This is a genomic window from Lewinella cohaerens DSM 23179 (genome assembly GCF_000379805.1).
Lineage (GTDB): Bacteria > Bacteroidota > Bacteroidia > Chitinophagales > Saprospiraceae > Lewinella > Lewinella cohaerens.
This window is the reverse complement of record NZ_KB903540.1, coordinates 120,861-143,533: the sequence shown is the minus strand read 5'-3', so window position 1 is coordinate 143,533 and position 22,673 is coordinate 120,861. Positions and strand designations below refer to the sequence as shown.

Here is a 22,673-nt window from a genome sequence, read left to right as displayed (position 1 = left end):
AGCACTTCATCGCCCCCCAATCGTACCAGTGCGATCATACGTTCAGCATCAAAATCGGAAGCACTCCCCCGCACCCCGCACAAAACCGCACTCCGCACAAAAAATCGGAAGTGGAAAGTCTGAATTCGGAGTATTTGCCCGCACAAAGCACTCCGCACCCAAACCCTACCCCAGCACCCGCAAAATATCCGAAGCGGCCTTCGCTATCTTGGTGCCAGGACCAAAAATCCCAGCAACGCCTTGCTCGTAAAGGAAGTCGTAATCCTGGTGAGGAATAACGCCACCAACCACTACGTAAATGTCATCACGGCCCAGCTTGGCCAGCTCGGCGATGGTTTCGGGCACGAGTGTTTTGTGCCCCGCGGCCAGCGAGGATATTCCTAGTATATGTACATCATTCTCGGTAGCCTGCCGCGCAGCCTCGGCTGGGGTTTGAAACAGTGGGCCAATGTCCACATCAAAGCCCAGGTCAGCAAAGCTCGTAGCAATCACTTTAGCCCCCCGGTCGTGGCCATCTTGCCCCAATTTGGCAATCATAATCCGGGGGCGGCGGCCTTCTTGCTTGGCAAATTCGTCGGCCAGCTCGCGGGCGGCACGAAAGTCTTCGTCTTGGTTCGTCACTTCTCCGGCATATACGCCGCTGATGGTACGGTGCGTCGCCTGATAACGACCATATTGCCGTTCCAGCGCGGCGCTGATTTCGCCCAGGGTAGCCTGCACGCGCGCGGCGGCTACCGCAAGGTCCAATAGGTTTCCTGTTTCATTTTTGGCGGCCTCATACAAGGCTTCCAAGGCCGCACCTACGGCAGCCTCATCACGGTTCGCTTTCAATTCATTCAGTCGCTGCACCTGCGATTCCCGCACAGCAGTATTATCTACTTCCAGAATATCAATCTGCGAAGTTTCTGTCGTTTGGAAAATATTGACGCCCACAATTTTCTCGCGGCCACTATCTATCCGGGCTTGTTTACGAGCAGCAGCTTCCTCAATCCGCAGTTTGGGCAAGCCTTTCTCTATAGCTTTCGCCATTCCACCCAGCTCTTCCACTTCCTGCATCAGTTCCCAGGCGCGGTTGACCAGCTCTCCGGTCAGGTATTCTACATAATGACTACCGCCCCAAGGGTCGACAACGCGAGTGATATCGGTTTCTTTCTGTAGGTAAAGCTGTGTATCTCGTGCCACTTTCGCCGAGAAATCGGTGGGCAAAGCAATGGCTTCATCCAAGGCATTGGTGTGCAATGATTGCGTACCGCCCAAGGTGGCCGCCAACGCTTCAATCGCCGTACGCGCCACATTATTGTAAGGATCTTGTTCCGTTAGGCTGTACCCCGACGTTTGGCAATGCGTACGCAGCGCCATGCTCTTGACGTTCTGTGGATCAAACTCCTTCACGATCTTGGCCCACAACAGGCGACCCGCCCGTAGTTTGGCAATCTCCATAAAGTGGTTCATCCCAATCCCCCAGAAGAAAGATAGCCGTGGGGCAAAATCATCAATTTTCAAGCCTGCAGCCAGCCCCGTACGAATATATTCCAAACCATCCGCCAAGGTGTAAGCCAGCTCTAAATCGGCTGGTGCTCCCGCCTCGTGCATGTGATAACCACTGATGCTAATGCTATTGAACCGAGGCATATTGGCCGCTGTATAGGCAAAAATANCACCAATAATGCGCATACTCGGCAGCGGTGGATAGATGTACGTATTGCGCACCATAAACTCCTTGAGGATGTCATTCTGGATGGTGCCACTCAGTTGTTCCGGCTTCACGCCTTGCTCTTCGGCCGCTACTATATAAAACGCCATGATGGGAATAACAGCCCCATTCATCGTCATCGACACCGACATTTTGTCTAGCGGAATCTGGTCAAAAAGCATCTTCATGTCCTCCACCGTATCTATCGCCACACCCGCTTTGCCCACATCACCACGCACCCGTTCATGATCGCTATCATAGCCCCGGTGGGTCGCCAAATCAAAAGCCACACTCAGTCCTTTTTGGCCCTGCGCCAGGTTGCGACGATAAAAAGCATTGCTCTCCTCCGCCGTAGAAAACCCCGCATATTGGCGAATCGTCCAAGGGCGTATTGCGTACATGCTACTGTAGGGGCCACGCAAATAAGGCGGCAAACCAGCAACAAAATCCAAATGGTCATACGCCGCCGTATCGGCTGCCGAGAAGCTGTTCTTCAGCGTAATCTGTTCAGGGGTCACCACCGGCGTCGGCGCACCGTCAGCAGCATTCCGCAGGTTGGGCAAATCGTAGACTAAAACTTGGTTGGTAAAATCTGGTCGGGCCATGCAAAGGTTTTTTCTTCAAAGGGTAAAATACGCCTTCTGCGGGATTTGTCGTAGTGGGAGGAGCAAAAAACCAACTACAGGGCAAATTCATGAATTTGCCCTGTAGTTGGTTTTCGGTGGCCAGGTTCGTCAACATATAGACCAGTTAACCAATCTAGTCGGTTTTTAGTTGGGGCCGTAGCCGCGCTGCGCTGGCTACCGCTTGTTCCGCTCTTAGTGCTTGCTGCGCAGCGCACTACCGCTTCACCAGCTCGTCCTTAGTCGCTCCGCGCCTCGCGCTTCAGCCTCCGGCTTGCGCACTTAAGCCACCAGTAGCAAAATGTGTCCCGCTGGCAGAACCGATCCGTAGAATTCAGTAAGGGCTGGGTGGGTCCTAAAACGCCGCAAGAAAAACAAAAACATATCAACACACCTATTTTCAGTTACTTAAATGACCTTACATGCCTTATATGGTTCAAATCAACCTCCAAGAGAAAGCCTTCATTGAATACGGATTTCTCCTACAATTTCCCCAAAACCTTCCGTACCTTTGCCAACTTTGTTAGTTGACGGAAATTAACCTCCCAATTTTCTCCGAAGATTTTGTAAATTTTCCACACCAGCTCCTCCCAGTCAATGGTTTAGAAAACTTTACAAAATCGAAAATTGTACACTTAATTTTTTCTCCGTCTCTCAAATTCAAGGATTACACGATGAGTAAGTTTCTCGAAGAACTGGCCAAGCGCCGCACTTTTGGTATTGTTGCCCACCCGGATGCCGGTAAAACCACCCTCACGGAGAAGCTACTCCTCTTTGGGGGCGCTATCCAATCGGCAGGTGCGGTAAAGAGCAATAAGATCAAAAAAAGTACGACGTCCGACTTTATGGAGATCGAACGCCAGCGGGGTATCTCCGTTGCGACCTCGGTCATGGCCTTCGAATACCGTGACTTGCAAATCAACATCCTGGATACACCTGGTCACAAAGATTTTGCAGAAGACACTTATCGCACCCTCACTGCCGTCGATTCCGTTATTGTAGTCATCGACGTAGCCAAAGGGGTCGAGGAACAAACGGAAAAACTGGTGGAGGTTTGCCGTATGCGCAAAACACCCGTCATCGTGTTTGTCAACAAGATGGACCGTCCCGGTAAGGAAGCTTTCGACCTTATTGATGAAATAGAACAGAAACTACACCTCAATGCTCGCCCGCTAAGCTGGCCCATCGGTATGGGAGATCGCTTCAAGGGGGTTTACAATCTTTTCGAGCAACAGCTCGTCCTCTTCCGCCCCGACAACAAGCAGGGCCGCCCGGAAGAAACCATCAAGTTTGATAACCTCAACGACCCCGAACTCGTAGAAATGGTAGGCGAAGCCGCCGCCGAAGAACTTCGTGCCGAAGTCAACATGATCAACGAAGTGTATCCGCCCTTTGAGAAAGAAGAATACCTCAGCGGTGACCTTAGCCCCGTTTTCTTTGGCTCTGCTGTCAATAACTTTGGCGTAAAGGAACTGCTTGACTGTTTTGTTGAGATTGCTCCTACTCCGAGGTCGAGAGTCACTGAGGAGCGGGTTGTCATGCCTACCGAAAAAGAATTTTCTGGTTTCGTTTTCAAGATTCACGCCAACATGGACCCTCGCCACCGCGACCGAATCGCCTTTATGCGCATCTGCTCGGGCACTTTTGAGCGAAACACCAACTACCTCCACGTTCGCCAGGGCAAGAAGATGAAATTCAGCAACCCTACCAGCTTCATGGCCTCCAAGAAGACGGTGGTAGACGAAGCTTACCCCGGCGATGTAGTAGGTCTCTACGATTCTGGCAACTTCAAAATTGGTGACACCCTCACCGAAGGCGAGGAGCTTCGTTTTAAAGGCATCCCACGCTTTAGTCCCGAGCAATTCCGGGTGGTTCTCAATGCTGATCCGCTTAAAACCAAGCAACTCAACAAAGGCCTGGACCAACTGATGGACGAGGGTGTGGCACAGTTGTTTATCCGTGATTTTGACCAGGCCAAAATTATCGGTACGGTCGGAGCCCTCCAGTTCGACGTTATCCAGTACCGCCTCGAACACGAATACGGCGCGATGTGCCGCTACGAACCGCTCAATCTACACAAAGCCTGTTGGGTAACCAGCGACGATGAGGCCGCCATGAAGGAATTTCTCCAACGCCGCAAGCGCGACCTAGGCACAGATAAAGACGGCGAAGTGGTCTACCTCGCCGAGAGCGCCTGGAGCCTCAAAATGGCGCAAGACAATCATCCTGAAATCACGTTCCACTTCCTGAGCGAGAATTAACAGCTTGGTCATAGTCGTTTCTCATATCTGATCATCCCATCCTCGTGGAGGGTTTGCTCCCAATTATTTTTGGTGAAAAATCGCTGAGCAGGTTCATTAAATATTTCTACGAAAGTGGCCCAATATTGATGCTGTTCTAAGGGAACTCTAGCCGTTATCTTTTCAAGAAACAAAGACCCTATTCCTCTTCCAGCGTATGCAGGGTTGATAGCTAAATTAGTAATCACATAAAAAGGGTTTTGCTCATTGGCAAAACTTACACCAGCGACTCCCATTAACTGATCTTCTCTCAGCATAACATATTCTGCCCCGGTCTCATCGGCTAGTACATAGGCTAGCCACTCTTCATCTACATGACCCAAAGCTCGTTGAATAGCTGGGTCTGTAAACCAAGTTTGGTAGGCGAGAAAGTCTTCCTTTCTAAAGGTCCGAATGGTATACATTTTTCCTTATTAGATTTCAATTAAGGTGGTCTAAATTTTCGCTCCGCTACTAACTATGGAACGTAAAGTTTGGTACTGATCGCTTGATTTTCAACAGCAATACACCATTTACGATCTCTCCGAGGTCGAATATAATACCTCCAATTTCACGTTATGGAACTAAACCGCTGCTTCTTAAGGTTATTGACTCGGAATATATTTTTCATCAAAAACATTTTATTATGCCTCCTCGAGTCGGCATTATTGGTTTACACCAAGCAGAATTTCAAGAAGTAAAAGCACAATTATTTGGTCCTGTCATTTGGCACGAGATGCTGCCAAAGATAAGAGTAGAGGGAAAAACCCTCTGGATGGAACGCACCAATAGGAATGGCTTTCTCCCTGTTGACCACGTGGTTTATCACGGAATTTATCAGGACGACCTTGACTTTCTCTCTGCATTAGCGCTTTGGGGTGGGTCCTGCTATCCCAACCCTTACGCGATGATGAATGCCCGACTCAAACTCCCTTGTTTGGTAAGGGCGCTGCGCCATACTCATTTCCCCATCCTAACGCGTGGATATGCGAGTGAGGGCGTTTCGCTCAACAATCCCGGTGAGTGGGTTGCCAAGTGGGGCAACTGGCACTGTGGTGAAAACAAAGAGCGATTTACACAATCCTATGCAGTGCAACAGCCTTCCATCATTGAACCCTTTATTGATGGGGAGGCAATTAGAGTAATTGCTATTGGCGAACGCTACTGGCAGATACACATGGACGGAGAAAATTGGCTAAAATCGATTCATTCTCCCAAGGCTGGGTTTATGCCCATCAATAAAGATTTACTCGACGATACCCTGCGAATTAGACAAGGTATGGAATTGGACCTTATCGCCAATGATTACCTGGTTGATTCACAGGGGCAAGCCTATTTATTGGAAGTCAATCATATCCCCAATGTTACGCAGTTTCCGGAATTATGGGAGGCTTTCCGAGATCATGTAGTGGAGTGGTTGGGTCGGCAGCCAGCCTGATTTTCTTCGATCAAGCGGACTATCTCAGGCAAGGTTCGGCTATCTAAAGTAAACAGAGAGCTTTGCCCATTATCGACGAAAGCTCGGGAATAGAGAGATGTGCTGCCTGGCTCGTCTAACGACTGGTCAGGCAGTCTATTCTATTCGATCCAGTCAACTTATTTATAATTTCCAACGAATCTTTTGGGTTAAATTCTAATGATGCATAATTCGCTTTTTGCCAATTGGTCTACCGTTTTCATAAATTGAAAGTATTAAAATCCCCCTGGGTGCGTGTTCTAAATTAACCGTTACTTGATTACCACTCAATGTACCTCTTATACATTTTTGCCCGACAAGATTATGTATCTCGTACGCCATACTGTTAAAAGTACCGCCACCATCATTGCTTATTGTTAGTTCGTCTGCAACTGGATTAGGATAACATACGATATTATCAATTTGACTCAATTGTTCTACACTTACCACATCTTCACAGCTTACTCCAGTATTACCGTAATTAAGCATAAACACGTACTGAGTACACTCGGGAATTATTCCCCACCAAATACTGCCTAAACCTTCGTAATAGCTAAAAACGGAGTTACTTAGTTCAAAATATTTGTATTGCTGGCCATTCTCATATATTTTCATGTAAATAGAATCTACGCGCACAGGAACTCCCCAACCAGGAATCCAGACAGAGTCGCCAATAGATACACTAAAATCAAAAAGTAAAACATCTTCGTCGTAATATGGACTATCTTCCATAGCAGATCGATAATAGACTCTTTTTTCTTCCAAATCCTCTCGAAGGTAACCTATTTGGGCTTCACACTGATAACTACTCCCTCCAATATCAAGCACCCGATAGGTAAGACTGTCAATAACTATTGAATCGCAGGTTAATTCTGAAGTAAAAAGAGACCATGACCCCATACCTTCATTTCTCCCCATCGACCATCTTCCGCCATCTCTCAAGGTCGGTAAATAATCTTGTGCAAACATAACTTCGGTTATTCCAGTACTAGCAAATATCAATAGTAATTTAATCAAAATAGAACGACAGCGTGGCGGTGGATTAATCATTTTTTTCTCAGTTTTAATGGAATACTGTCACGATAGCTAAATCAATAATACAAAGTTCTGTAATCAGTATTTTTAAAAGAGTGAATAAATATTACGCTTTGTCATTGTGATTGCCACTTATCATTAAATTGGCTTTTCCCGAAAACCGGAGAGTGTTCAAAATTGTGTATCTCGCGCAGAGCCGCAGAGCCGCAGAGTTTTTTTTATTACTGGTTATCAAGTAGATACATTTCGGCAATTATTCATCAGACACACATTAATGAACATTTTCAAAAACCCGAGCCTTGACTCGTTATCCGATTAAATATGCTTTTCACAATCCACCTTTGATTTAATAACAAGGCACCTAATACACAGCATTAAGTGATTTTAGCTCCATCAGAATAGGTCACATTGATAATGTTTACTCGCTGCCGGAACCGAACATAGGTGGAGGCCGTGCCCAGAGGGCGCAAGGACCAGGGGTAGTAGCGGTACGAAGTATAGCGGATGACCCGGTGCCAAGGCACGCAGGCAGGGCCCATAATAATGATCTTAGATCGTGGGTTCGCCTGTTTCTTCTTCCAAGACAGGTTCGTCTTCAGGATCTTTCTTGAAGGCAAAAGGGAGCATGATGCCCAAGCCTACCATAATGGAAACATCTGCGAAATTGAAGATGCCCGTACGAAGGCCAAACAGGCCCATATTCATAAAGTCGGTCACGGCGGAATAGAGGATACGATCGTAGACATTGCTGATACCGCCACCAATGATAAAGCTCATGCCTACAATTTGCCACTTATTGAGTGCTTTGGAAAACATGGCATAGAGCGTGAGTGCGGCTAAAAGAACAGCAGGAAAAAGGTGAAGCACGAGGGTTCGAACCCAATCAGAGAGGTCGGAACCGAGGCTAAGAAAAGCGCCTTTGTTTTCGACATAAATCAGGCGAAAAAAATCATTCCAGTAGGATTCCATTGGTCGAAACTGCAATGTAGTTCGAGCCCATACTTTTGTCCATTGATCCAAGCCAATGTTGGCGGCAATAATGCCCAGCACGAGGAGGATACGTGTCCATTTCTTATTCATGCGGTAAAGATAGGAAAAGAGAATTTAGTGACTGCTTATTGCGCAAAAAACAAGTTGAGCCTTCTCTAAGGTTTTCCAAATAGCTAACACGCTTTAAGTGAACCACTTAGTCATCTATTTGAAAAACGAAGGCTCAACTTGTTTTTGTGCTGTTCCTTAAACCAATTGCTCCAGCAAAAGATTCCTCCAGCGGGGGAAACCGTCAACAAAATTGGAGCCGGCATGTCGGTGGTTGATGGCACGAAAAGCAAAATGATCAGACAAATGGTTGTTGTTGCGGTATTCCTGTCGTCCGTGAATTTTGATGAAGTTGAGAATTTTCTCCAGCTCTGGGAACCGCTGCTGAGCGGGCAGTTCTTGAGGGTCAAAACTCCAAAGGTAGGTGGCGTGGCTATTGAGCAACTCCCAGATAAAATGCTGCTGCCGCTCGCCTTGGGCCAGAAAAATAAAACCGAAGAGGGGCGTGAGGGTGAAACGTAGTTTTTCGCCTGGAGCGTGTACTTTGCCGGCCAGAAACTGGAGCTGTTTGGCGTTGCGTACTTTTTTTAGCGATAGTATTTGGGCCAATATTTCTTCTCCGGGGCTGCGCAGGGCATCTCCCCAGGAGCCATCTTCGGTGTATTGGTCGTACATTTCATCTGCGGTAAACAGGCTCTTGTCTACATCGGCCTCAAATTTTGGCTTTTTCAACAGGCGTCCGACGGCTTGCGAGCGTACCAATACCAGCAGGCGTTCGTCGATATTTTGTAGGATGGGGCTGCGGGCGGGTACGGACTTTCCGATGGCATCGGCCAAGGTCGTTTTTATTTCGATGGAAACGCGGCGTTGCTTGAGGGCTTTAGCGACGTAACTTTTGACGTAATCGAACTCCGGAATAATAAAATCATTGACAATTTCGTAATCGATAGTAATGCCCCATTCTTCTACGTAATGCGTGCCCTTGATCATGCCCAACGAAAAGCTCAAATCCTGAATCCGTTCTTGAAAATGGAGATGAATATTAGCTAGTTTTTCCAGCGGCGGAGGGGAGGGATCGGTTGGTTGCCTGTGCATTTCGATTTCCCATCCCTCTCGCGGCTTGGTCCAAATCGCTTTGGGAGCTGGTGGTTCAGGCTCCGTATTGGCCAGTATCGTCGCCAGCCGGAGGCCATCATAATAGGAGAGATTGGCCTTGAAGGCCTGCGGTGACAATGGACGAAACTGCAAGGCACTAATCGGTTGTCTGGGGCTTTGTTTTTCAAAACCTTCCATAAAAGCCGCCTCATAATCCAGCACCTCTACTTCCAGAAGTTGTGTTTCCTTTTGGTAGGCACACATACTGACACGCCAGTAGATCGGCTCGTGTTCCCTAAAACGGAAAGCTCCGACAGGTAGGTTGGTTGATGCCCAGGCAAGCCCCTCGGTAGGATTGTAATATACCCCTTGGTTGTTGACCCTGAGCAAGATGGTTTTCATTTCTCTGTTCCTTACATTCTGTTTTTCAACTGCTGCTCCAGCCTTTGGCGTTCCTCTTCATTCATGCCATAGAGCTGCACCAGCTCGGCAAGCTGAGGTCTAAAATAGAGAAAAATGACCATTCCGACACAAAAATAAAGCATAGGCGTAAGACTGCCTTCCAGTAGTGCAAGGATCAGACAGAAGAGATTTCCGGCCTCTACCATGGCCGAACGCATGATGACCGAGGTACGGTAATGCAACAGTTTGCCATCATGGTTGAAGCGGAGTTTAGGCAACTGGTCTTTACGGAGTTTGTTGACGAACCAAGCTGCTCCGGCTGCCAAAAAGACGACTAACAAACCCAGGAAAGGATAATCAGAACCCTCTTTTAGATCACGGTCCGGCTGTGTAATTAGAAAAATGATGAACAAGCTGAATACCACCTGCCCCAGCGTCAAGGCCACATAAATGAGAAATGTAGACCGAAAAAGGGTGCGAGAGGATCGATGATTGGATAACATAACAATGGATTTAAAGCAGCTTATTTACCACCAAAAATACGAAAAAGCACACTCGCTTGAGCAGTGAAGCCCTGGCTATTGGAAAAGATAAATCGATTATCTGAGGAAGAGAAAATGCCACCGAGCGAAGAGCGGTATCTACCATCTAACTGTAGCGTTAAACGATCCAGAAACACTTCTAGCCCTAGGCCGCCAGCCAAGCCGTATTGGAGACGCTCGGGGAGCAGTTCTTGGTAGTAATCCTGGTAAAGGCTGGCATCCAAACTGGCAGGGATGGTCTCTGTTTGCCCAATAGGATAACTCAGATAAGACCCCAGCAATACAAGTGGCCTGACGGTGCCGTTGCCAATACTTATGTGCGAAAAGGCTGCAAACTCGAGGTAATCAATCTCTCTGGTGTAGTCGGTCGCCAGACCTTCCAGCGTTTCGGCCCAGCCTCGTTGATCGTAAGCTACCTCCAGTTGTATCCCCAGGTGAGCCTGTCCTACATAGCGAAACACCGCACCAATGCGGTTGGCCACCAGCGTCGCCTGGTCTATTTGGGGGGAAAACATAACCGTGTTCCAATTCATCCCATATTGAACACCGAAGTAGGTTTGTGGCCTAAAAGCAGTACTGTCTTCTTGAGCCACGAGTGTGGTACTCAGCAATAAAAACACCCACAAAAAAATGGTACTAACACCTTGCCAACAAGCCTTGATTAGCATTCAGAAAAGATTTATTTATTCAACATATTCCTGACGAATGACCAAAGTCAGGTAGCCATTTTCCCGTTCGGTATAACCCTGGTCGTACACAAACCGGTATACTGTCCCTTTTCGAGTCACATATTCGTTGGTAAAATACCGAAAATTAAAGCCATTTTCCAGCAACTTATCCCGGTGTAAAGAGGCTTTTCCTTCTGGGTTTAGGCTAGCGAGAATGCGTCGATTTTTTCGCAAAACACCGTTCACTTTACGCACAAAGTTGGTCTGACTACTATTCTGGCGATTATGGTAGGTACTACGACAATTATCGGAGCAGAAGCGTTTATCCTGCCGGCCCGTCATTTCATCCCCACAAACGATACAGTGTTTCTTCTCAGAGGCAGCCATGCGGATTAATTTTATAGCAATGCTCAAAAATAGGCAATCTAGGGCGCTATGTTGTAAAAAACAAGTCGTGATTTGGGGGTTTACCACATAGACACATAAATTTATGTTAGTAGATGGGCTATTTCTTTGAAAAACCTTTAGCCTTTGTGATAAAATAGGTTAGCTCTCAAATACAGCTTCCTTGTTGCTCACCAGCATGTAGTTGCCGCCGACATCGAGGCAATATCCTTCAGGGAAGACTTTTAGGAATGTATCTTCAAAGAATTGCTTGCTCAGTTGTTCGTCCTTTGGGTTGGCAGCCAAGCGGTTGAAGAGCAACACGCCACCGGGGCGAAGCAGGGCTTTTACATTTTCTAGAAAGGTGATCGTCTCGAATACTTCCGGGACAAGGTCATCATCAAATATATCAACACACAGTAAGTCGTAGCTCTCGTCTGGCAGTTGCTGCACGACGATGGCTGCATCTGCGACGATCATTTGCTGAGGGTTTTGCAATTCACCCAAAACATAGCGCTCGGCCAGATCCACGACCACTTCGTCAATTTCTACTGCTGTAATTTGGCACAACTGGCCATGCGTTTGCTCCAAAATCACCGGAATACTCCCCAAGCCTAGCCCTAAAATTAGCACTTCGTCTACGGGGTACTGTTCCCAGTTCCAGCGGGCAAAGGTACGGGCAAAGTTGGTATAAAGATCACCGTAAGAGTATACCGCATTGGCAGTACTGAGCTGGTAGCGCCCGCGTCGGAGGCTTACGTATAGGTAGGGATTGTAATCACTTTCGGCACTCTCCACGTGGAGTTCCAGCAGGTAGCTTAACCAGATTTTCCAGCGTGGTATTTTTTCCATCTTAGTCTTTCTTTTCCCAGCGACGGTACTTGGCGGTATCTTCATAAACGCGCAACAAAATCAGGCGATCCTGTACGGTCAAGTCTACGCCTCGGCGCTCCAGCACCCGTTCCATCATTTCGAAAGCCTTACTCGTGCGGTAAGTGGAATAACCACTGGCGCCACCCCAAGCAAACGAAGGGATAAAGTTGCGTGGAAATCCGTCGCCAAAGATGTTGGCGGCTACGCCTACCACCGTTCCGGTATTAAACATGGTATTGATGCCTACCTTGGTGTGATCACCCATGATCAGGCCACAAAACTGCAGGCCTGTTTTCACAAAACGCTCTTCGAGGTAGTTCCACAGTTTTATTTCCTCGTAAGTATTCTTGAGGTTTGAGCAATTGGTATCGGCACCGATATTACACCACTGCCCAATCACTGAGTTCCCCAAGTAGCCATCGTGGCCTTTATTGGCATCAGCCTGAAATACTACGTTGTTTACCTCGCCGCCTACCTTACACCCTGGCCCGAGGGTGGTAGCGCCATAGATTTTAGCACCCATTTTAAGGACTGCCCCCTCTCCCATCGCGAAGGCTCCTCTAATCATACTGCCTTCCATGACCAGGGCATTACGACCAATGTAAATGGGGCCGTTTTGGGTATTTAAGATAGCGCACTCTACAGTCGCTCCTTTTTCTATAAAAAGCTGATCAGCAGGCCCCACTAAACGGTTGGTGTCTGACAAGGGTGCAGAGGTACGTCCTTCTGTCAGAAGTGTAAAATCGGCCTCAATAGCGGCCTGATTAAGATGAAAAATATCGTAGACACCTCTTAGTTTGAGGATATCTGTATTCTTGGCTTCGTAGCCTGAAAGTTCACCAAAATCTTCATCCTTAATGAGCTGTTCTATCTGTTCCCCTCGGAGCTTAGTGGCCAGCAGCTCCCCGTCTAGCAAGATAGCTTCGCTATAATCCAGCTGCTTGATGAGGCGTACCATCTGTGGGGTCGGTAACAAGGAACCGTTGACGAGGTAGTTTTCTTCGCCATAATCCATCTCAAATTTCTCGCTGAGATAATCCTGAGTAAGAAAAGATACAGGACAAGCCATCACTCGTTCCCATTTTTCATTAATGGTGAGAATACCTACTCGCAATGCTCCTACCGGCCGCGTATACGTCAGCGGTAAAAGATGATCACGGGTTTCGTTATCAAACAGAATGAGGTGTGCCATAGGGATGGGATGTTTAAAATTTTCGCCTAGGAATCTTATGCATTGTAACGCGTATTTCCTTAGCGACATTGCAAAATTAAAAAAGTCCTAAGCAGCACAATGGCTGATCAGGACTTTTTCTTTCAAGCCAGATAATTATCGAAGCCTTACTTCTTAGCAAATTTGGCAAATTTCTTATTGAACTTGTCGATACGACCAGCCGTATCTACAAACTTCATCTTACCCGTGAAAAACGGATGAGACTCACTAGAAATTTCCACTTTTACTAGTGGGTATTCTTTGCCATCTTCCCACTCTACGGTGTCTCTGGTAGGAGCGCAAGAGTGCGACAACCAAGATTTGTCAACCGAGATGTCACGGAAAACAACGAGGCGGTAATTATCGGGATGGATATCTTTCTTCATGGCGGTAATATTTCCTATTCAAATTCGGACGGCAAAGATAGACTTATTTTTTGTAAAACCAATTACTAGTCAATTATTTCCGTCACTTTTTAGCCTCTTTCTTATTTTACGGCCTCACAAGCATCTCTATCAATGGTAGAACCAAAGAATATAGCGTTTGCCAAGAGCTTACTCGTTCCAAACCAAAAAGCACGGAAAGCAGGCTCTTGCATCATTGAAATGGTGCGTCCGCGGCCACGGCCACTTACCAGGATAGCTGCCGATCCTTCCAAAGCATCCAGGCTAGAAGGGTGCACATAACCACTCAGCAGTGGGTCACTCGTAAATCGTATTGGTGTAGCGTAAGGGTTCTTACTCACTTCATAAAACAAGTTGCCACGCTGAAAAACGGGAAATTCCGTTCGCGTAAAACCATAGAGCAATGGATGCGTGAGGTCTACTTCTGTATTGAAAATAGCACCACCCAGTACTCGGCCACCTCCGTCGCGGTCAATTTTGCCGTAAGGGCGTTGGTCTCTTTTATCGCCATCCATTTTAATCGAATTCAATTCCGCCAATTTATTCGAAGCACACCAGCGGTTGGCCCCTTTTTGGGCAATCAGTGTACCACCAGCACTGACCCAATCCTGGATTTTCGCCGTCTCATTGGCACCAAAGCGGTAATAGCCATTTGGTAAAATGATAACATTGTAGCGGCTGAGGTCTGCACGCCCCATATTTTCCGTTGTCAATTTGGTAACAGGAATATGGTAGCGTTGGTCTAGCAGATGCCAGTTGGTACCTGCTTCGTAGCTGGTCACGCCCTCTCCTACTATAATGGCCACTTTAGGCATTTCCAAGGTATGATACTTTCTACTTCCCAGATCTGGCCCGGCCGAACTGAGGCCGGTATTCACCGGTATCATTTCTACACCTGTTTCTGTTACTCCTTCTTTCACTAATGCATGAATCTCCTCGGCGGAATAATCGCCTTGGTTGACCACCGGAAGAACAACAGTGCCCGCAGCATAAATATTTCCGCCTACATCCGATGGTTCGGTCGTCACTTTCAGGCGCAAGCCTTTGTCCATTAAATAATATGCCAAGCGTGGAGCATAAAAATCGTTCCAGGGCAAAAGGTAGGCGTAAGTGCTACTGGTAGGTATCGGCGGCGATAGCGTTGGCACTGCTGTCAAAGCGTCTCCTACCGAAGGGGTGCTACTCAAACTAGCGTACGGCAGATTACAAGCCATCGGCAACGTCCAGGTGGAAATATCGTAGAAGAGACTGTCTTCAAATTCCATAATAGGGTCAAAAACCGCTTTGATAAAGCGATACTGATCTTGATTCATAGGCACCACATAGGCCTCTCCGGCTTGGAAGGTCTTTCCATCAGCACGCGCATCCTTCTCAAGCGGATGAACAGCTATTTTGTGTGTAAGCAGTATATCAATCAAATGGTTAGCTCTACTAGGATCGCCATCCGTCCCAAAAACATACCCAAATCGGCTATCAGCCTTCGCTTCATTCCGGGCATTCTTGTAAAAATCGCGCTGGTAAGTCAAGATGTCTGTCTTCAGCCCTACAACTGCAGCGTGCGTACTCAGGGCAGTACGAACCTGATTACGGATAGTAAAAGGAAAAGTGAGCAAACCATTGTCACTTTCCTGTAAATGCCCGCGTGAGCTGGCCTGTTCAAACAGGATACCGATACAACCATTCACATCCGGATAGGTAGAGCCTTTTCCTATGTAGTAATCATCGTACCCTTCTTCCGAATAGTAGAGCGATCCAATATCGTCCAGCGCTTTGGCATGATAGTTACCAATAGCGCCCGTCAGTTGTTGATTCTTACCTGGGGTCAATGGGTGTACGCGGCTCGGCTCACCAGGCATAAAGAAGAAGGTAGCGTTGGTTCCCATTTCGTGGTGGTCTGTCAGCACGTTGGGTTTCCAATCATGAAAAGTCACTACCCGTCCACGGCCCTCCGGGTGTTGCACAGGTAGCCAATCGCGGTTTAGGTCAAACCAATAATGATTGGTACGGCCACCGGGCCAGCTTTCATCATACTCGCGATCGGCAGGGTCAGCGGTCAGATTCAGGTTCTTGTGCATATTCGCCCAAGTGCTAAAACGGGTAAAGCCATCGGGGTTATAACATGGATCAAAAAGAATGATCGTATTATCCAGCAAAGCATCTATTTCGGCACCCTGCCCGGCAGCGAGGTAATAAGCCACCAATGGCGCTGCATTTCCTCCGCTGGGTTCATTACCGTGGATACTAAACCCTTGGTACAGAACCAGTGGGGTCTTCCCTATATCCACCCGGCCAGAAGCTTCAGAATTGCTCAAGGCAACATGCCTTTCTTTTAGTGTCGGCAAATCAGCGTGGTTGGCCTCACTGGTAATTGTCAGATACACCAAAGGGCGCTGCTCATGCGTACGGGCATACTCGGTAAGCGTGATTCGCGGCGAAGCCGCTGCCAACATCCGCATATAAGCCAGCTGCTGATCGTGACTGATATGCCATTCACCAATCTGCCAGCCCAAAAATTCTTCCGGCGTAGGTATTGCAGGATCGTAGGCAATGTCAGGTAGATAATAGGTAAGCTCTTGCTTCTGGGCTTGCGCACCTATAAACAACAAGCCACAAAATAATAGTAAGAATAAGCGATTAGTCATATTAGTCTGATTCGTAGTTAGCATTCTGGTAAAAATAACAAGAAACCCAAACTATATCCCCCATGTGGTAAAACTAATCCAAACACCTTTTTATCACATAGACACAGAGGAGCTTTCTTAGAACAAGTCAAGCCTCCCAAAAAACAAACTATGTCCCTATGTGATGAAAAAAAATCTCTCTGAAAAGTGACAATTACTTTGTTTCTGCCTATTTGTAATCAAAAAAATTACATTATGCTATTTTAACATTTTTTAGTTGATAAAGTCAAAAAAATAACGTATTTTGAAAAAGATTTGAGAAAACACATTTAGGTATTGCGCAGAAAATAACGTGTGTTTTTATCAAGTTTTCCAAATAGTTAAAACGCTTGAAATGAAGCGCTTATTCAACTATTGTGAAAACAAAAGCACACGTTATTTTCGTGCTGTTCCTAGCGGCCAGACGCGACCAAAAACCTGTCCTCTATGATTACTTTTCTGAAAAAACTCTTTGAAAACGACGCTTCGCCAGAAGAAGAAAACGAAACGGGTAGCGTTCACTTTTCAGGAATCAAAACCTGTGACACCTTTGGGCGGGCACTGTCCAGTTATTTGGAGCAGTTTCCTTCTGCCGAATTAAACAAGGTACTTCCTGCGCTTTTTGAGTTGGGTCGCAGTTCTCATCCGGTAGATGATTGGCACCAGTTTAAGAAATTTGCACACTGGCCTCAGCATGATCATAGTCTGCGTAATATACTTGATGACTGGTGGCATGTATTGCAGACGGTCATCACGCAGGCGCGGCACACCTCCCGCAATGGGCATACGGTGTCGGCAGATTGTTGCCCGCTTCTTCGTTACCATTTACCATTAGCGCGGGCCATCGTTTGGCTCCAGATTCATCACCAGGGCAAGCGGATGATGCCCGATCTGTTGCCTTTTATGGTTGATTGCCTCGCGCAGTACCCTTACTGTCCAGAGATCACGCAACAGTTGGCCCAAAGCACGGCCAATATGTTGGTGAAAGAAGACTATTTTCCACGCTGGCAGCAAAGAATTACGTACCAGTACCCTGAATTGATGCGCGGCAGGATCGGCCAAAGAATGAAGCAGGGTATGCGGCGTGCGTCGTAATTCGCGTATGCTAATTTCCTTTAAACCCGAGAAATAAAAAAACCGGTGGGCAAGTTTTTTAGTCTTGTTTTAATATTGCTAACTATCGTGATTGGATTGGACCTTCGTAAACCAGTACTGTCTACTACAGTGGCTGTGGATGAGGAGGTTGCGTTAATTGCAAATCTGGAAGTACCCTTTACAACAGCATTTGATTACGGCTATAAATTAGAGTTGTCATTAATAAAAGGAGCGACCCCAGCAGGTGGCAGCCTGAAGGCAGTATTGGTTAAAAAAGGAGATGAGAACACGATTAATCTTTTGGATGAAGAGACATCATTATCTTCAGAAGGGATTTTAATTGAACAGTATTTTGTGGCTCAACGAGGAGATCAATTTCTCTTTAAGATAATAGATATTGATAGCGTACTTATAGGTAGGTCTGTGTTACTTTATGCCGATGTCACTGGTGGAGCTCCTTCTGTAGGCCTAGCCTTGCAGCGGGAATTTAGACCGCACTTTAGGGTGCTTTTTGTAGTTCTCTTGACATTTACATTTGCTACGGTGTATTTGGCTTGTAGAAACAAAGGCAGACCAACCTGCTCCTGTTAGTTTCCTAACTAACAGGCTATATGTCGCTCGTCTCCCGACGAGCAGTAGGAAAGCGGCCTTATTTCAAACCATCATTTCAATGGCATCTCTTGCTCTTTTTCCAATAAAAGCACGATAGATTTATTTAGAATAAATTTTTTGTTTCAAAAACAAGATTTTCGTACTTTTGCTGAGAATATTTATCTTCGAGCTTTTTAAGCATTTTGTCAGTTCTAAGCAGGACCTTTAGACTATCTGCGGAGATTTGAAGAATAGATTGAAGTCAGGACTAAAATAATAGAATGAGCCAAGCGCAGGACCCCAATAAAGACGACCGCAGACCACCAGGTGATGAAGATAACATCGTTACCCTCAAAGGAATGTATCAAGATTACTTTCTGGATTACGCCAGTTATGTAATTCTTGAACGTGCGGTGCCGGCAGTATTGGACGGTCTAAAGCCGGTACAACGCCGTATTCTGCATACGATGAAGCAGATGGACGATGGGCGTTACCACAAGGTTGCCAACATCATTGGCCAAACCATGCAGTACCACCCTCACGGTGATGCCGCTATTGGTGATGCACTTGTGAATCTTGGGCAAAAAGACCTGCTTATTGACCCGCAGGGGAACTGGGGTGATTCCCGTACTGGTGACCGGGCGGCAGCCTCTCGTTACATAGAGGCACGCCTGACCAAGTTTGCGCTTGAAGTGGTCTTTAATCCACAAACGACGGATTGGCAGTTTTCCTATGATGGTCGTAAAAAAGAACCTATCCACTTACCGGTGAAGTTTCCTTTGGTACTGAGCCAAGGCGCAGAAGGTATTGCGGTAGGTTTGAGTACGAAAATCTTGCCTCATAACTTTAACGAGCTGATCAAAGCCTCTATCAAAATTTTGGAAGGCAAGCGCGTTAAGATTTATCCTGATTTTGAGACCGGCGGCATGATCGATGTCACCGATTATCAAGGCGGTAAACGAGGGGGCAAAGTGAAGGTGCGTTGTCGGATTGAAAAGGTGGATAACAAGAACCTGGTTATCCGTGAACTGCCTTTTGGTATTACCACCACTTCTCTGATTGACAGCATCATTAAAGCCAACGACAAAGGCAAAATAAAAATCAAGAAGGTCGTTGATAATACGGCTGCTGAAGTTGAAATAGCCATTGAGTTGGCAACGGGCGTATCTCCTGATCTTACAATTGACGCGCTTTATGCCTTTAGCTATTGCGAGATGTCGATTTCCCCCAATGCCTGTGTCATTATCGACGATAAGCCGCACTTTCTTACGGTGGAAGAGATGCTTTATATCTCTACTGAAAACACCAAGGGACTACTGCGTAAGGAGCTGGAAATTCGGCAAAAAGAGCTGGAGGAAAAACTCCACTTTGCTAGTCTGGAAAAGATATTCATCGAGCAGCGTGTCTACCGCGATATCGAAGAAGCTGAAACCTGGGAAGCAGTATTGGAGCTTATTGATAAAGGTTTGCGGAAATACATTCGGGTACCCGGCGAAAAAGCGGGGCCTAAGGATGATCGCCTACTATTAATTCGCGACATCACCGAAGACGATATTGTTCGCCTGACGGAAATAAAGATCAAGCGAATTTCCAAGTTCAATACCTTCAAGGCAGACGAGCTTATTGCTAAACTTGAGGAAGAGCTCAAGCAAGTAAAGCACGACTTGGCTCACCTTACGGAATATGCAATTGCCTTTTTTGAGCACTTGCTAACGAAGTATGGTAAAGACCAAAACCGGAAAACGGAAATTACCACTTTTGATAAGGTACAGCCTGCACAGGTAGTGGTAAACAATGCCAAGCTTTACGCCGATTTGAAGGAAGGTTTTGTTGGGATGGGATTAAAAAAAGACACCTTTATTACCGACTGTTCGGATATTGACGATGTCATTGTTTTCCGTCGTGATGGAAAATTCATGGTAACCAGAATTGATGATAAAACCTTCGTGGGTAAAGACCTTCTTCATGTTGATGTTTGGAAGAAAGGTGATGATCGAACTACGTATAATTTGGTTTACGTAGATGCGAAAACGGGCCGTTCGATGATCAAGCGCTTTAATGTAACCGCTATTACCCGAGATCGAGAATATGATCTGACGACGGGGCATAAGCTCAACAAAGTACTTTACTTCAGTGCTAACCCGAATGGTGAAGCAGAAGTGATCAATGTGCAGCTTACGCAAAATGCCAAAGCAAGAATCAAGAATTTTGACGTTGATTTTGGAGAAATTGATATCAAAGGACGTGGTTCAAAGGGCAATATCATGACCCGCTACGGGGTCCGCAAGATTACGCTCAAAGAAGTAGGTAAATCTACCCTGGGAGCTATGAAAATGTGGATGGATAATGTGAGTGGCCGACTCAATACCGACGAACGCGGCCTTTACTTGGGAGCCTTTGATACCGGCGATCAGTTGATGGCACTTTATACCGATGGTTCGTACGAATTGATGGATTTGGATATCAACAAGCGTTTTGAACCCAAGGAACTATTCTTCTTAGGAAAATACCATGAAGACATGGTGATTAGTGCCGTTTACTATGAAGGAGAACGTAAATGGACGGTAGTCAAACGCTTTAAAGTAGAGACATCGAGTACAGGGCAGCGCTTCCCTTATATTACAGAGCATAACCAGTCCAAGCTCTTTTATGCGAGTGCTGCTGAGCAGCCTGTTCTTCCGTACAGCATTCGTACAAAAGAAGGTAAGGAGGAAAAATCGATAAATTTGGCTGAGTTTATTGATGTAAAGGGCTGGAAATCTGTTGGTAATAAGCTGGAAGATGTGAAGATCAGTCTCTCTAAAAAACTACTGGAAACACAGGGGCCTCCTTTGGCTAAAGCAAAGGAGCCTAAAGCAAAAGCAGAGAGCAAGGGAAACAAAAAATTATCTGCTGGAGACAGCATAGAATTTGATCTAGACGACAACGGACAGGCCAAAATGTTCTAGTATGGTCAAATACACAGCTGTTCAAAATGATCAGGATTTGGAGGGTATCCTTGCACTTCAAGCTATAAATCTACCAGGGAGTATCAGTCCAAAAGAAGCACTGGAGCAAGGCTTCTTGACGGTGGTTCATGACATGGATTTATTACGGGATATGAACCGTCCTTTTGCGCATACCATAGCAAAAGAAGGTGATGATGTAGTTGGTTATGCGCTCTCGATGACAGAGGATTTTAAAGAACGTGTTCCTGTACTGGTTCCTTTCATAGAAAGAATTCATGAAATGGAATGGCAAGGCCAGCCAGTGTCGGCGTTTCGTTATATTTTGATGGGGCAAGTTTGTGTGGCAAAAAATTACCGTGGACAAGGTGTTTTTAAAGGCCTATATCAAAAAATGCAGGAACGAATGGCACCTCATTTTGATCTGATTCTAACCGAAATATCTCAACGGAACCCCCGTTCAATACGTGCCCATGAAAAGGTAGGTTTTGTGGAAGTGATCCGGTATCAGGTACCTGGTGGAGAACCTTGGGTAGTCGTAGGCTTGGAATGCCAAACCGCGGCAGTGGATTGAGGCTATACCTAACACGAGGTGGTTTTTAAATGCAAATTTCGATTCTAATTCAATTAATGCTTACCTTGTCAACTTACTAAATTTTTAATCTGTTCCCTTATGAAAGCTGTCATTCCCGTTGCGGGAGCAGGAAAACGCCTGAGACCTCTCACTTATACCCAGCCCAAGCCACTGATTCCAGTAGCAGGAAAGCCTATTATTTCTTTTATTGTAGACCAACTGCTGGGAGCAGGGGTTGAAGAATTTATCTTCATCGTTGGTTACCTGGGCGAGAAAATTGAAAGCTATATCCAGGATAAATATCCTGATTTAAAAGCGACATTTGTTACACAGACGGATCGCTTGGGTTCTGGCCATGCCCTCTGGATTGCGCGGGAGCATTTCGCTGATGCAGAAGAAATCATTATCTTTTTTGGTGATGTGATTATTGATGCCAAGATTGAAGAAATCGTTCATAATCAGCATTCCTGCCTGGCCGTAAAGAAGGTCGCTGATCCACGTCAGTTTGGTGTTGTTGAATTAAGGGGCAGCCAAAAAGTACATCGTCTGGTGGAAAAACCCCGGATACCGAGGTCAGACCTGGCCATGGTTGGCATCTACAAAATCAAGGAAGTACCACTATTGATCGATGCGCTGTCTTTCAATATTAGTAGAGAGATAAAAACCAATGAACAATTTCCGCTGACAGATGCGCTGATGCGGATGTTGGAAAAAGATGTTCATTTCGACATCTATCCTGTAGATAACTGGTTCGACTGTGGGCAGCGTGAGGTATTATTGGAAACAAATGCTATCTTTCTAGATAGAGAAGGCTTCGCCTCAGAGGATATCCCTAACCTTGAGAATTCGATCATCATCCATCCCGTAAGTATCGGCAAGGATTGCCGTATCTCTAACAGCATCATAGGCCCTCATGTGACGGTAGGTTCTAATGTGATGATCAATAACGCCATCCTCAAGGAATCTATTATTGGTAATTATACCAGTATCAAAGAGGTTATCCTCCAGCGTTCAGTGGTGGGCAATGATACGTCGATCACAGGGTTGCGCCAGAGTTTGAACATTGGTGATAATACGGAGATAGATTTTAGTAATGGGTAAAATGA

The 22,673-nt window shown here is 46.3% G+C and carries 20 protein-coding genes; 7 read left to right on the top strand and 13 right to left on the bottom strand.

The window, feature by feature from the left end; all coding sequences use genetic code 11:
* Window positions 1-165: 165 nt before the first annotated feature.
* Window positions 166-2,298, bottom strand: coding sequence for a methylmalonyl-CoA mutase (gene scpA, locus A3EU_RS0110370; RefSeq protein ID WP_020536092.1), 2,133 nt, complete (start codon window positions 2,296-2,298; stop codon window positions 166-168).
* Window positions 2,299-2,990: 692 nt separating this feature from the next.
* On the opposite strand from scpA, the gene A3EU_RS0110360 reads away from it, so the two are divergent.
* The gene (locus tag A3EU_RS0110360; protein WP_026211325.1) at window positions 2,991-4,577 is read left to right on the top strand and encodes a peptide chain release factor 3; all 1,587 of its coding nucleotides are present in this window, start codon (window positions 2,991-2,993) and stop codon (window positions 4,575-4,577) included.
* Window positions 4,578-4,585: 8 nt separating this feature from the next.
* Here A3EU_RS0110360 and A3EU_RS0110355 read toward each other — a convergent pair whose 3' ends face one another.
* Window positions 4,586-5,020 (bottom strand): GNAT family N-acetyltransferase, encoded by a 435-nt coding sequence (locus A3EU_RS0110355; protein WP_020536089.1) that lies wholly within the window; start codon window positions 5,018-5,020, stop codon window positions 4,586-4,588.
* 221 nt (window positions 5,021-5,241) lie between these two features.
* On the opposite strand from A3EU_RS0110355, the gene A3EU_RS0110350 reads away from it, so the two are divergent.
* Window positions 5,242-6,033: an ATP-grasp domain-containing protein gene (locus A3EU_RS0110350; protein WP_020536088.1), complete on the top strand. Its 792-nt coding sequence runs from the start codon at window positions 5,242-5,244 to the stop codon at window positions 6,031-6,033.
* 195 nt (window positions 6,034-6,228) lie between these two features.
* Here A3EU_RS0110350 and A3EU_RS0110345 read toward each other — a convergent pair whose 3' ends face one another.
* From A3EU_RS0110345 to A3EU_RS0110295, 11 genes are all read right to left on the bottom strand, one after another.
* The gene (locus A3EU_RS0110345; protein ID WP_020536087.1) at window positions 6,229-7,101 is read right to left on the bottom strand and encodes a T9SS type A sorting domain-containing protein; all 873 of its coding nucleotides are present in this window, start codon (window positions 7,099-7,101) and stop codon (window positions 6,229-6,231) included.
* Between the two features lie 359 nt (window positions 7,102-7,460).
* Window positions 7,461-7,625, bottom strand: coding sequence for a hypothetical protein (locus tag A3EU_RS34220; RefSeq protein WP_020536086.1), 165 nt, complete (start codon window positions 7,623-7,625; stop codon window positions 7,461-7,463).
* A gap of 10 nt (window positions 7,626-7,635) precedes the next feature.
* Window positions 7,636-8,166, bottom strand: a complete 531-nt coding sequence (gene lspA, locus A3EU_RS30020; protein ID WP_020536085.1) for a signal peptidase II — start codon at window positions 8,164-8,166, stop codon at window positions 7,636-7,638.
* A 156-nt stretch (window positions 8,167-8,322) separates the two neighbouring features.
* Window positions 8,323-9,621 (bottom strand): hypothetical protein, encoded by a 1,299-nt coding sequence (locus tag A3EU_RS0110330; RefSeq protein WP_020536084.1) that lies wholly within the window; start codon window positions 9,619-9,621, stop codon window positions 8,323-8,325.
* Window positions 9,622-9,632: 11 nt separating this feature from the next.
* A complete protein-coding gene (locus tag A3EU_RS0110325) occupies window positions 9,633-10,124 on the bottom strand; it encodes a hypothetical protein (RefSeq protein WP_020536083.1) in 492 nt (163 codons plus the stop codon).
* Between the two features lie 20 nt (window positions 10,125-10,144).
* Window positions 10,145-10,831 (bottom strand): porin family protein, encoded by a 687-nt coding sequence (locus tag A3EU_RS0110320; RefSeq protein ID WP_020536082.1) that lies wholly within the window; start codon window positions 10,829-10,831, stop codon window positions 10,145-10,147.
* Window positions 10,832-10,846: 15 nt separating this feature from the next.
* Window positions 10,847-11,218 (bottom strand): DUF2116 family Zn-ribbon domain-containing protein, encoded by a 372-nt coding sequence (locus A3EU_RS0110315; RefSeq protein WP_020536081.1) that lies wholly within the window; start codon window positions 11,216-11,218, stop codon window positions 10,847-10,849.
* Between the two features lie 159 nt (window positions 11,219-11,377).
* Window positions 11,378-12,067 (bottom strand): spermidine synthase, encoded by a 690-nt coding sequence (locus tag A3EU_RS0110310; RefSeq protein ID WP_020536080.1) that lies wholly within the window; start codon window positions 12,065-12,067, stop codon window positions 11,378-11,380.
* Between the two features lies 1 nt (window position 12,068).
* Entirely contained in the window at window positions 12,069-13,280 is a 1,212-nt protein-coding gene (locus A3EU_RS0110305) for a GlmU family protein (protein ID WP_020536079.1), read from the bottom strand.
* Between the two features lie 146 nt (window positions 13,281-13,426).
* On the bottom strand, window positions 13,427-13,684 hold the full coding sequence (locus A3EU_RS0110300) for a type B 50S ribosomal protein L31 (RefSeq protein WP_020536078.1): 258 nt from the start codon (window positions 13,682-13,684) through the stop codon (window positions 13,427-13,429).
* 101 nt (window positions 13,685-13,785) lie between these two features.
* Entirely contained in the window at window positions 13,786-16,344 is a 2,559-nt protein-coding gene (locus tag A3EU_RS0110295) for a M14 family metallopeptidase (protein WP_020536077.1), read from the bottom strand.
* A gap of 465 nt (window positions 16,345-16,809) precedes the next feature.
* Here A3EU_RS0110295 and A3EU_RS0110290 point away from each other — a divergent pair, with 465 nt between their 5' ends.
* The 5 genes from A3EU_RS0110290 (at window position 16,810) to A3EU_RS0110270 (ending at window position 22,668) form a co-directional block, all read left to right on the top strand.
* Entirely contained in the window at window positions 16,810-17,457 is a 648-nt protein-coding gene (locus tag A3EU_RS0110290; RefSeq protein WP_020536076.1) for a hypothetical protein, read from the top strand.
* A gap of 45 nt (window positions 17,458-17,502) precedes the next feature.
* Window positions 17,503-18,048, top strand: coding sequence for a hypothetical protein (locus A3EU_RS0110285; RefSeq protein ID WP_020536075.1), 546 nt, complete (start codon window positions 17,503-17,505; stop codon window positions 18,046-18,048).
* 281 nt (window positions 18,049-18,329) lie between these two features.
* Window positions 18,330-20,996: a DNA gyrase/topoisomerase IV subunit A gene (locus tag A3EU_RS0110280; RefSeq protein ID WP_020536074.1), complete on the top strand. Its 2,667-nt coding sequence runs from the start codon at window positions 18,330-18,332 to the stop codon at window positions 20,994-20,996.
* 1 nt (window position 20,997) lies between these two features.
* Window positions 20,998-21,567 carry a GNAT family N-acetyltransferase gene (locus tag A3EU_RS0110275; protein WP_020536073.1) on the top strand — a complete coding sequence of 190 codons (570 nt, stop codon included), beginning with the start codon at window positions 20,998-21,000 and terminating at the stop codon, window positions 21,565-21,567.
* Between the two features lie 99 nt (window positions 21,568-21,666).
* Window positions 21,667-22,668 (top strand): sugar phosphate nucleotidyltransferase, encoded by a 1,002-nt coding sequence (locus tag A3EU_RS0110270; RefSeq protein WP_020536072.1) that lies wholly within the window; start codon window positions 21,667-21,669, stop codon window positions 22,666-22,668.
* The last annotated feature ends 5 nt before the right edge of the window (window positions 22,669-22,673 follow it).

Coding starts and splice junctions, on each gene's coding strand:
- A3EU_RS0110355 (WP_020536089.1), bottom strand. CDS start 5,020: ATGTATACCATTCGGACCTTTAGAAAGGAAGACTTTCTCGCCTACCAA.
- A3EU_RS0110315 (WP_020536081.1), bottom strand. CDS start 11,218: ATGGCTGCCTCTGAGAAGAAACACTGTATCGTTTGTGGGGATGAAATG.
- A3EU_RS34220 (WP_020536086.1), bottom strand. CDS start 7,625: ATGGGCCCTGCCTGCGTGCCTTGGCACCGGGTCATCCGCTATACTTCG.
- A3EU_RS0110350 (WP_020536088.1), top strand. CDS start 5,242: ATGCCTCCTCGAGTCGGCATTATTGGTTTACACCAAGCAGAATTTCAA.
- A3EU_RS0110275 (WP_020536073.1), top strand. CDS start 20,998: ATGGTCAAATACACAGCTGTTCAAAATGATCAGGATTTGGAGGGTATC.
- A3EU_RS0110310 (WP_020536080.1), bottom strand. CDS start 12,067: ATGGAAAAAATACCACGCTGGAAAATCTGGTTAAGCTACCTGCTGGAA.
- A3EU_RS0110290 (WP_020536076.1), top strand. CDS start 16,810: ATGATTACTTTTCTGAAAAAACTCTTTGAAAACGACGCTTCGCCAGAA.
- lspA (WP_020536085.1), bottom strand. CDS start 8,166: ATGAATAAGAAATGGACACGTATCCTCCTCGTGCTGGGCATTATTGCC.
- A3EU_RS0110320 (WP_020536082.1), bottom strand. CDS start 10,831: ATGCTAATCAAGGCTTGTTGGCAAGGTGTTAGTACCATTTTTTTGTGG.
- A3EU_RS0110360 (WP_026211325.1), top strand. CDS start 2,991: ATGAGTAAGTTTCTCGAAGAACTGGCCAAGCGCCGCACTTTTGGTATT.
- A3EU_RS0110300 (WP_020536078.1), bottom strand. CDS start 13,684: ATGAAGAAAGATATCCATCCCGATAATTACCGCCTCGTTGTTTTCCGT.
- A3EU_RS0110325 (WP_020536083.1), bottom strand. CDS start 10,124: ATGTTATCCAATCATCGATCCTCTCGCACCCTTTTTCGGTCTACATTT.
- A3EU_RS0110330 (WP_020536084.1), bottom strand. CDS start 9,621: ATGAAAACCATCTTGCTCAGGGTCAACAACCAAGGGGTATATTACAAT.
- A3EU_RS0110345 (WP_020536087.1), bottom strand. CDS start 7,101: ATGATTAATCCACCGCCACGCTGTCGTTCTATTTTGATTAAATTACTA.
- A3EU_RS0110295 (WP_020536077.1), bottom strand. CDS start 16,344: ATGACTAATCGCTTATTCTTACTATTATTTTGTGGCTTGTTGTTTATA.
- A3EU_RS0110280 (WP_020536074.1), top strand. CDS start 18,330: ATGAGCCAAGCGCAGGACCCCAATAAAGACGACCGCAGACCACCAGGT.
- A3EU_RS0110270 (WP_020536072.1), top strand. CDS start 21,667: ATGAAAGCTGTCATTCCCGTTGCGGGAGCAGGAAAACGCCTGAGACCT.
- A3EU_RS0110305 (WP_020536079.1), bottom strand. CDS start 13,280: ATGGCACACCTCATTCTGTTTGATAACGAAACCCGTGATCATCTTTTA.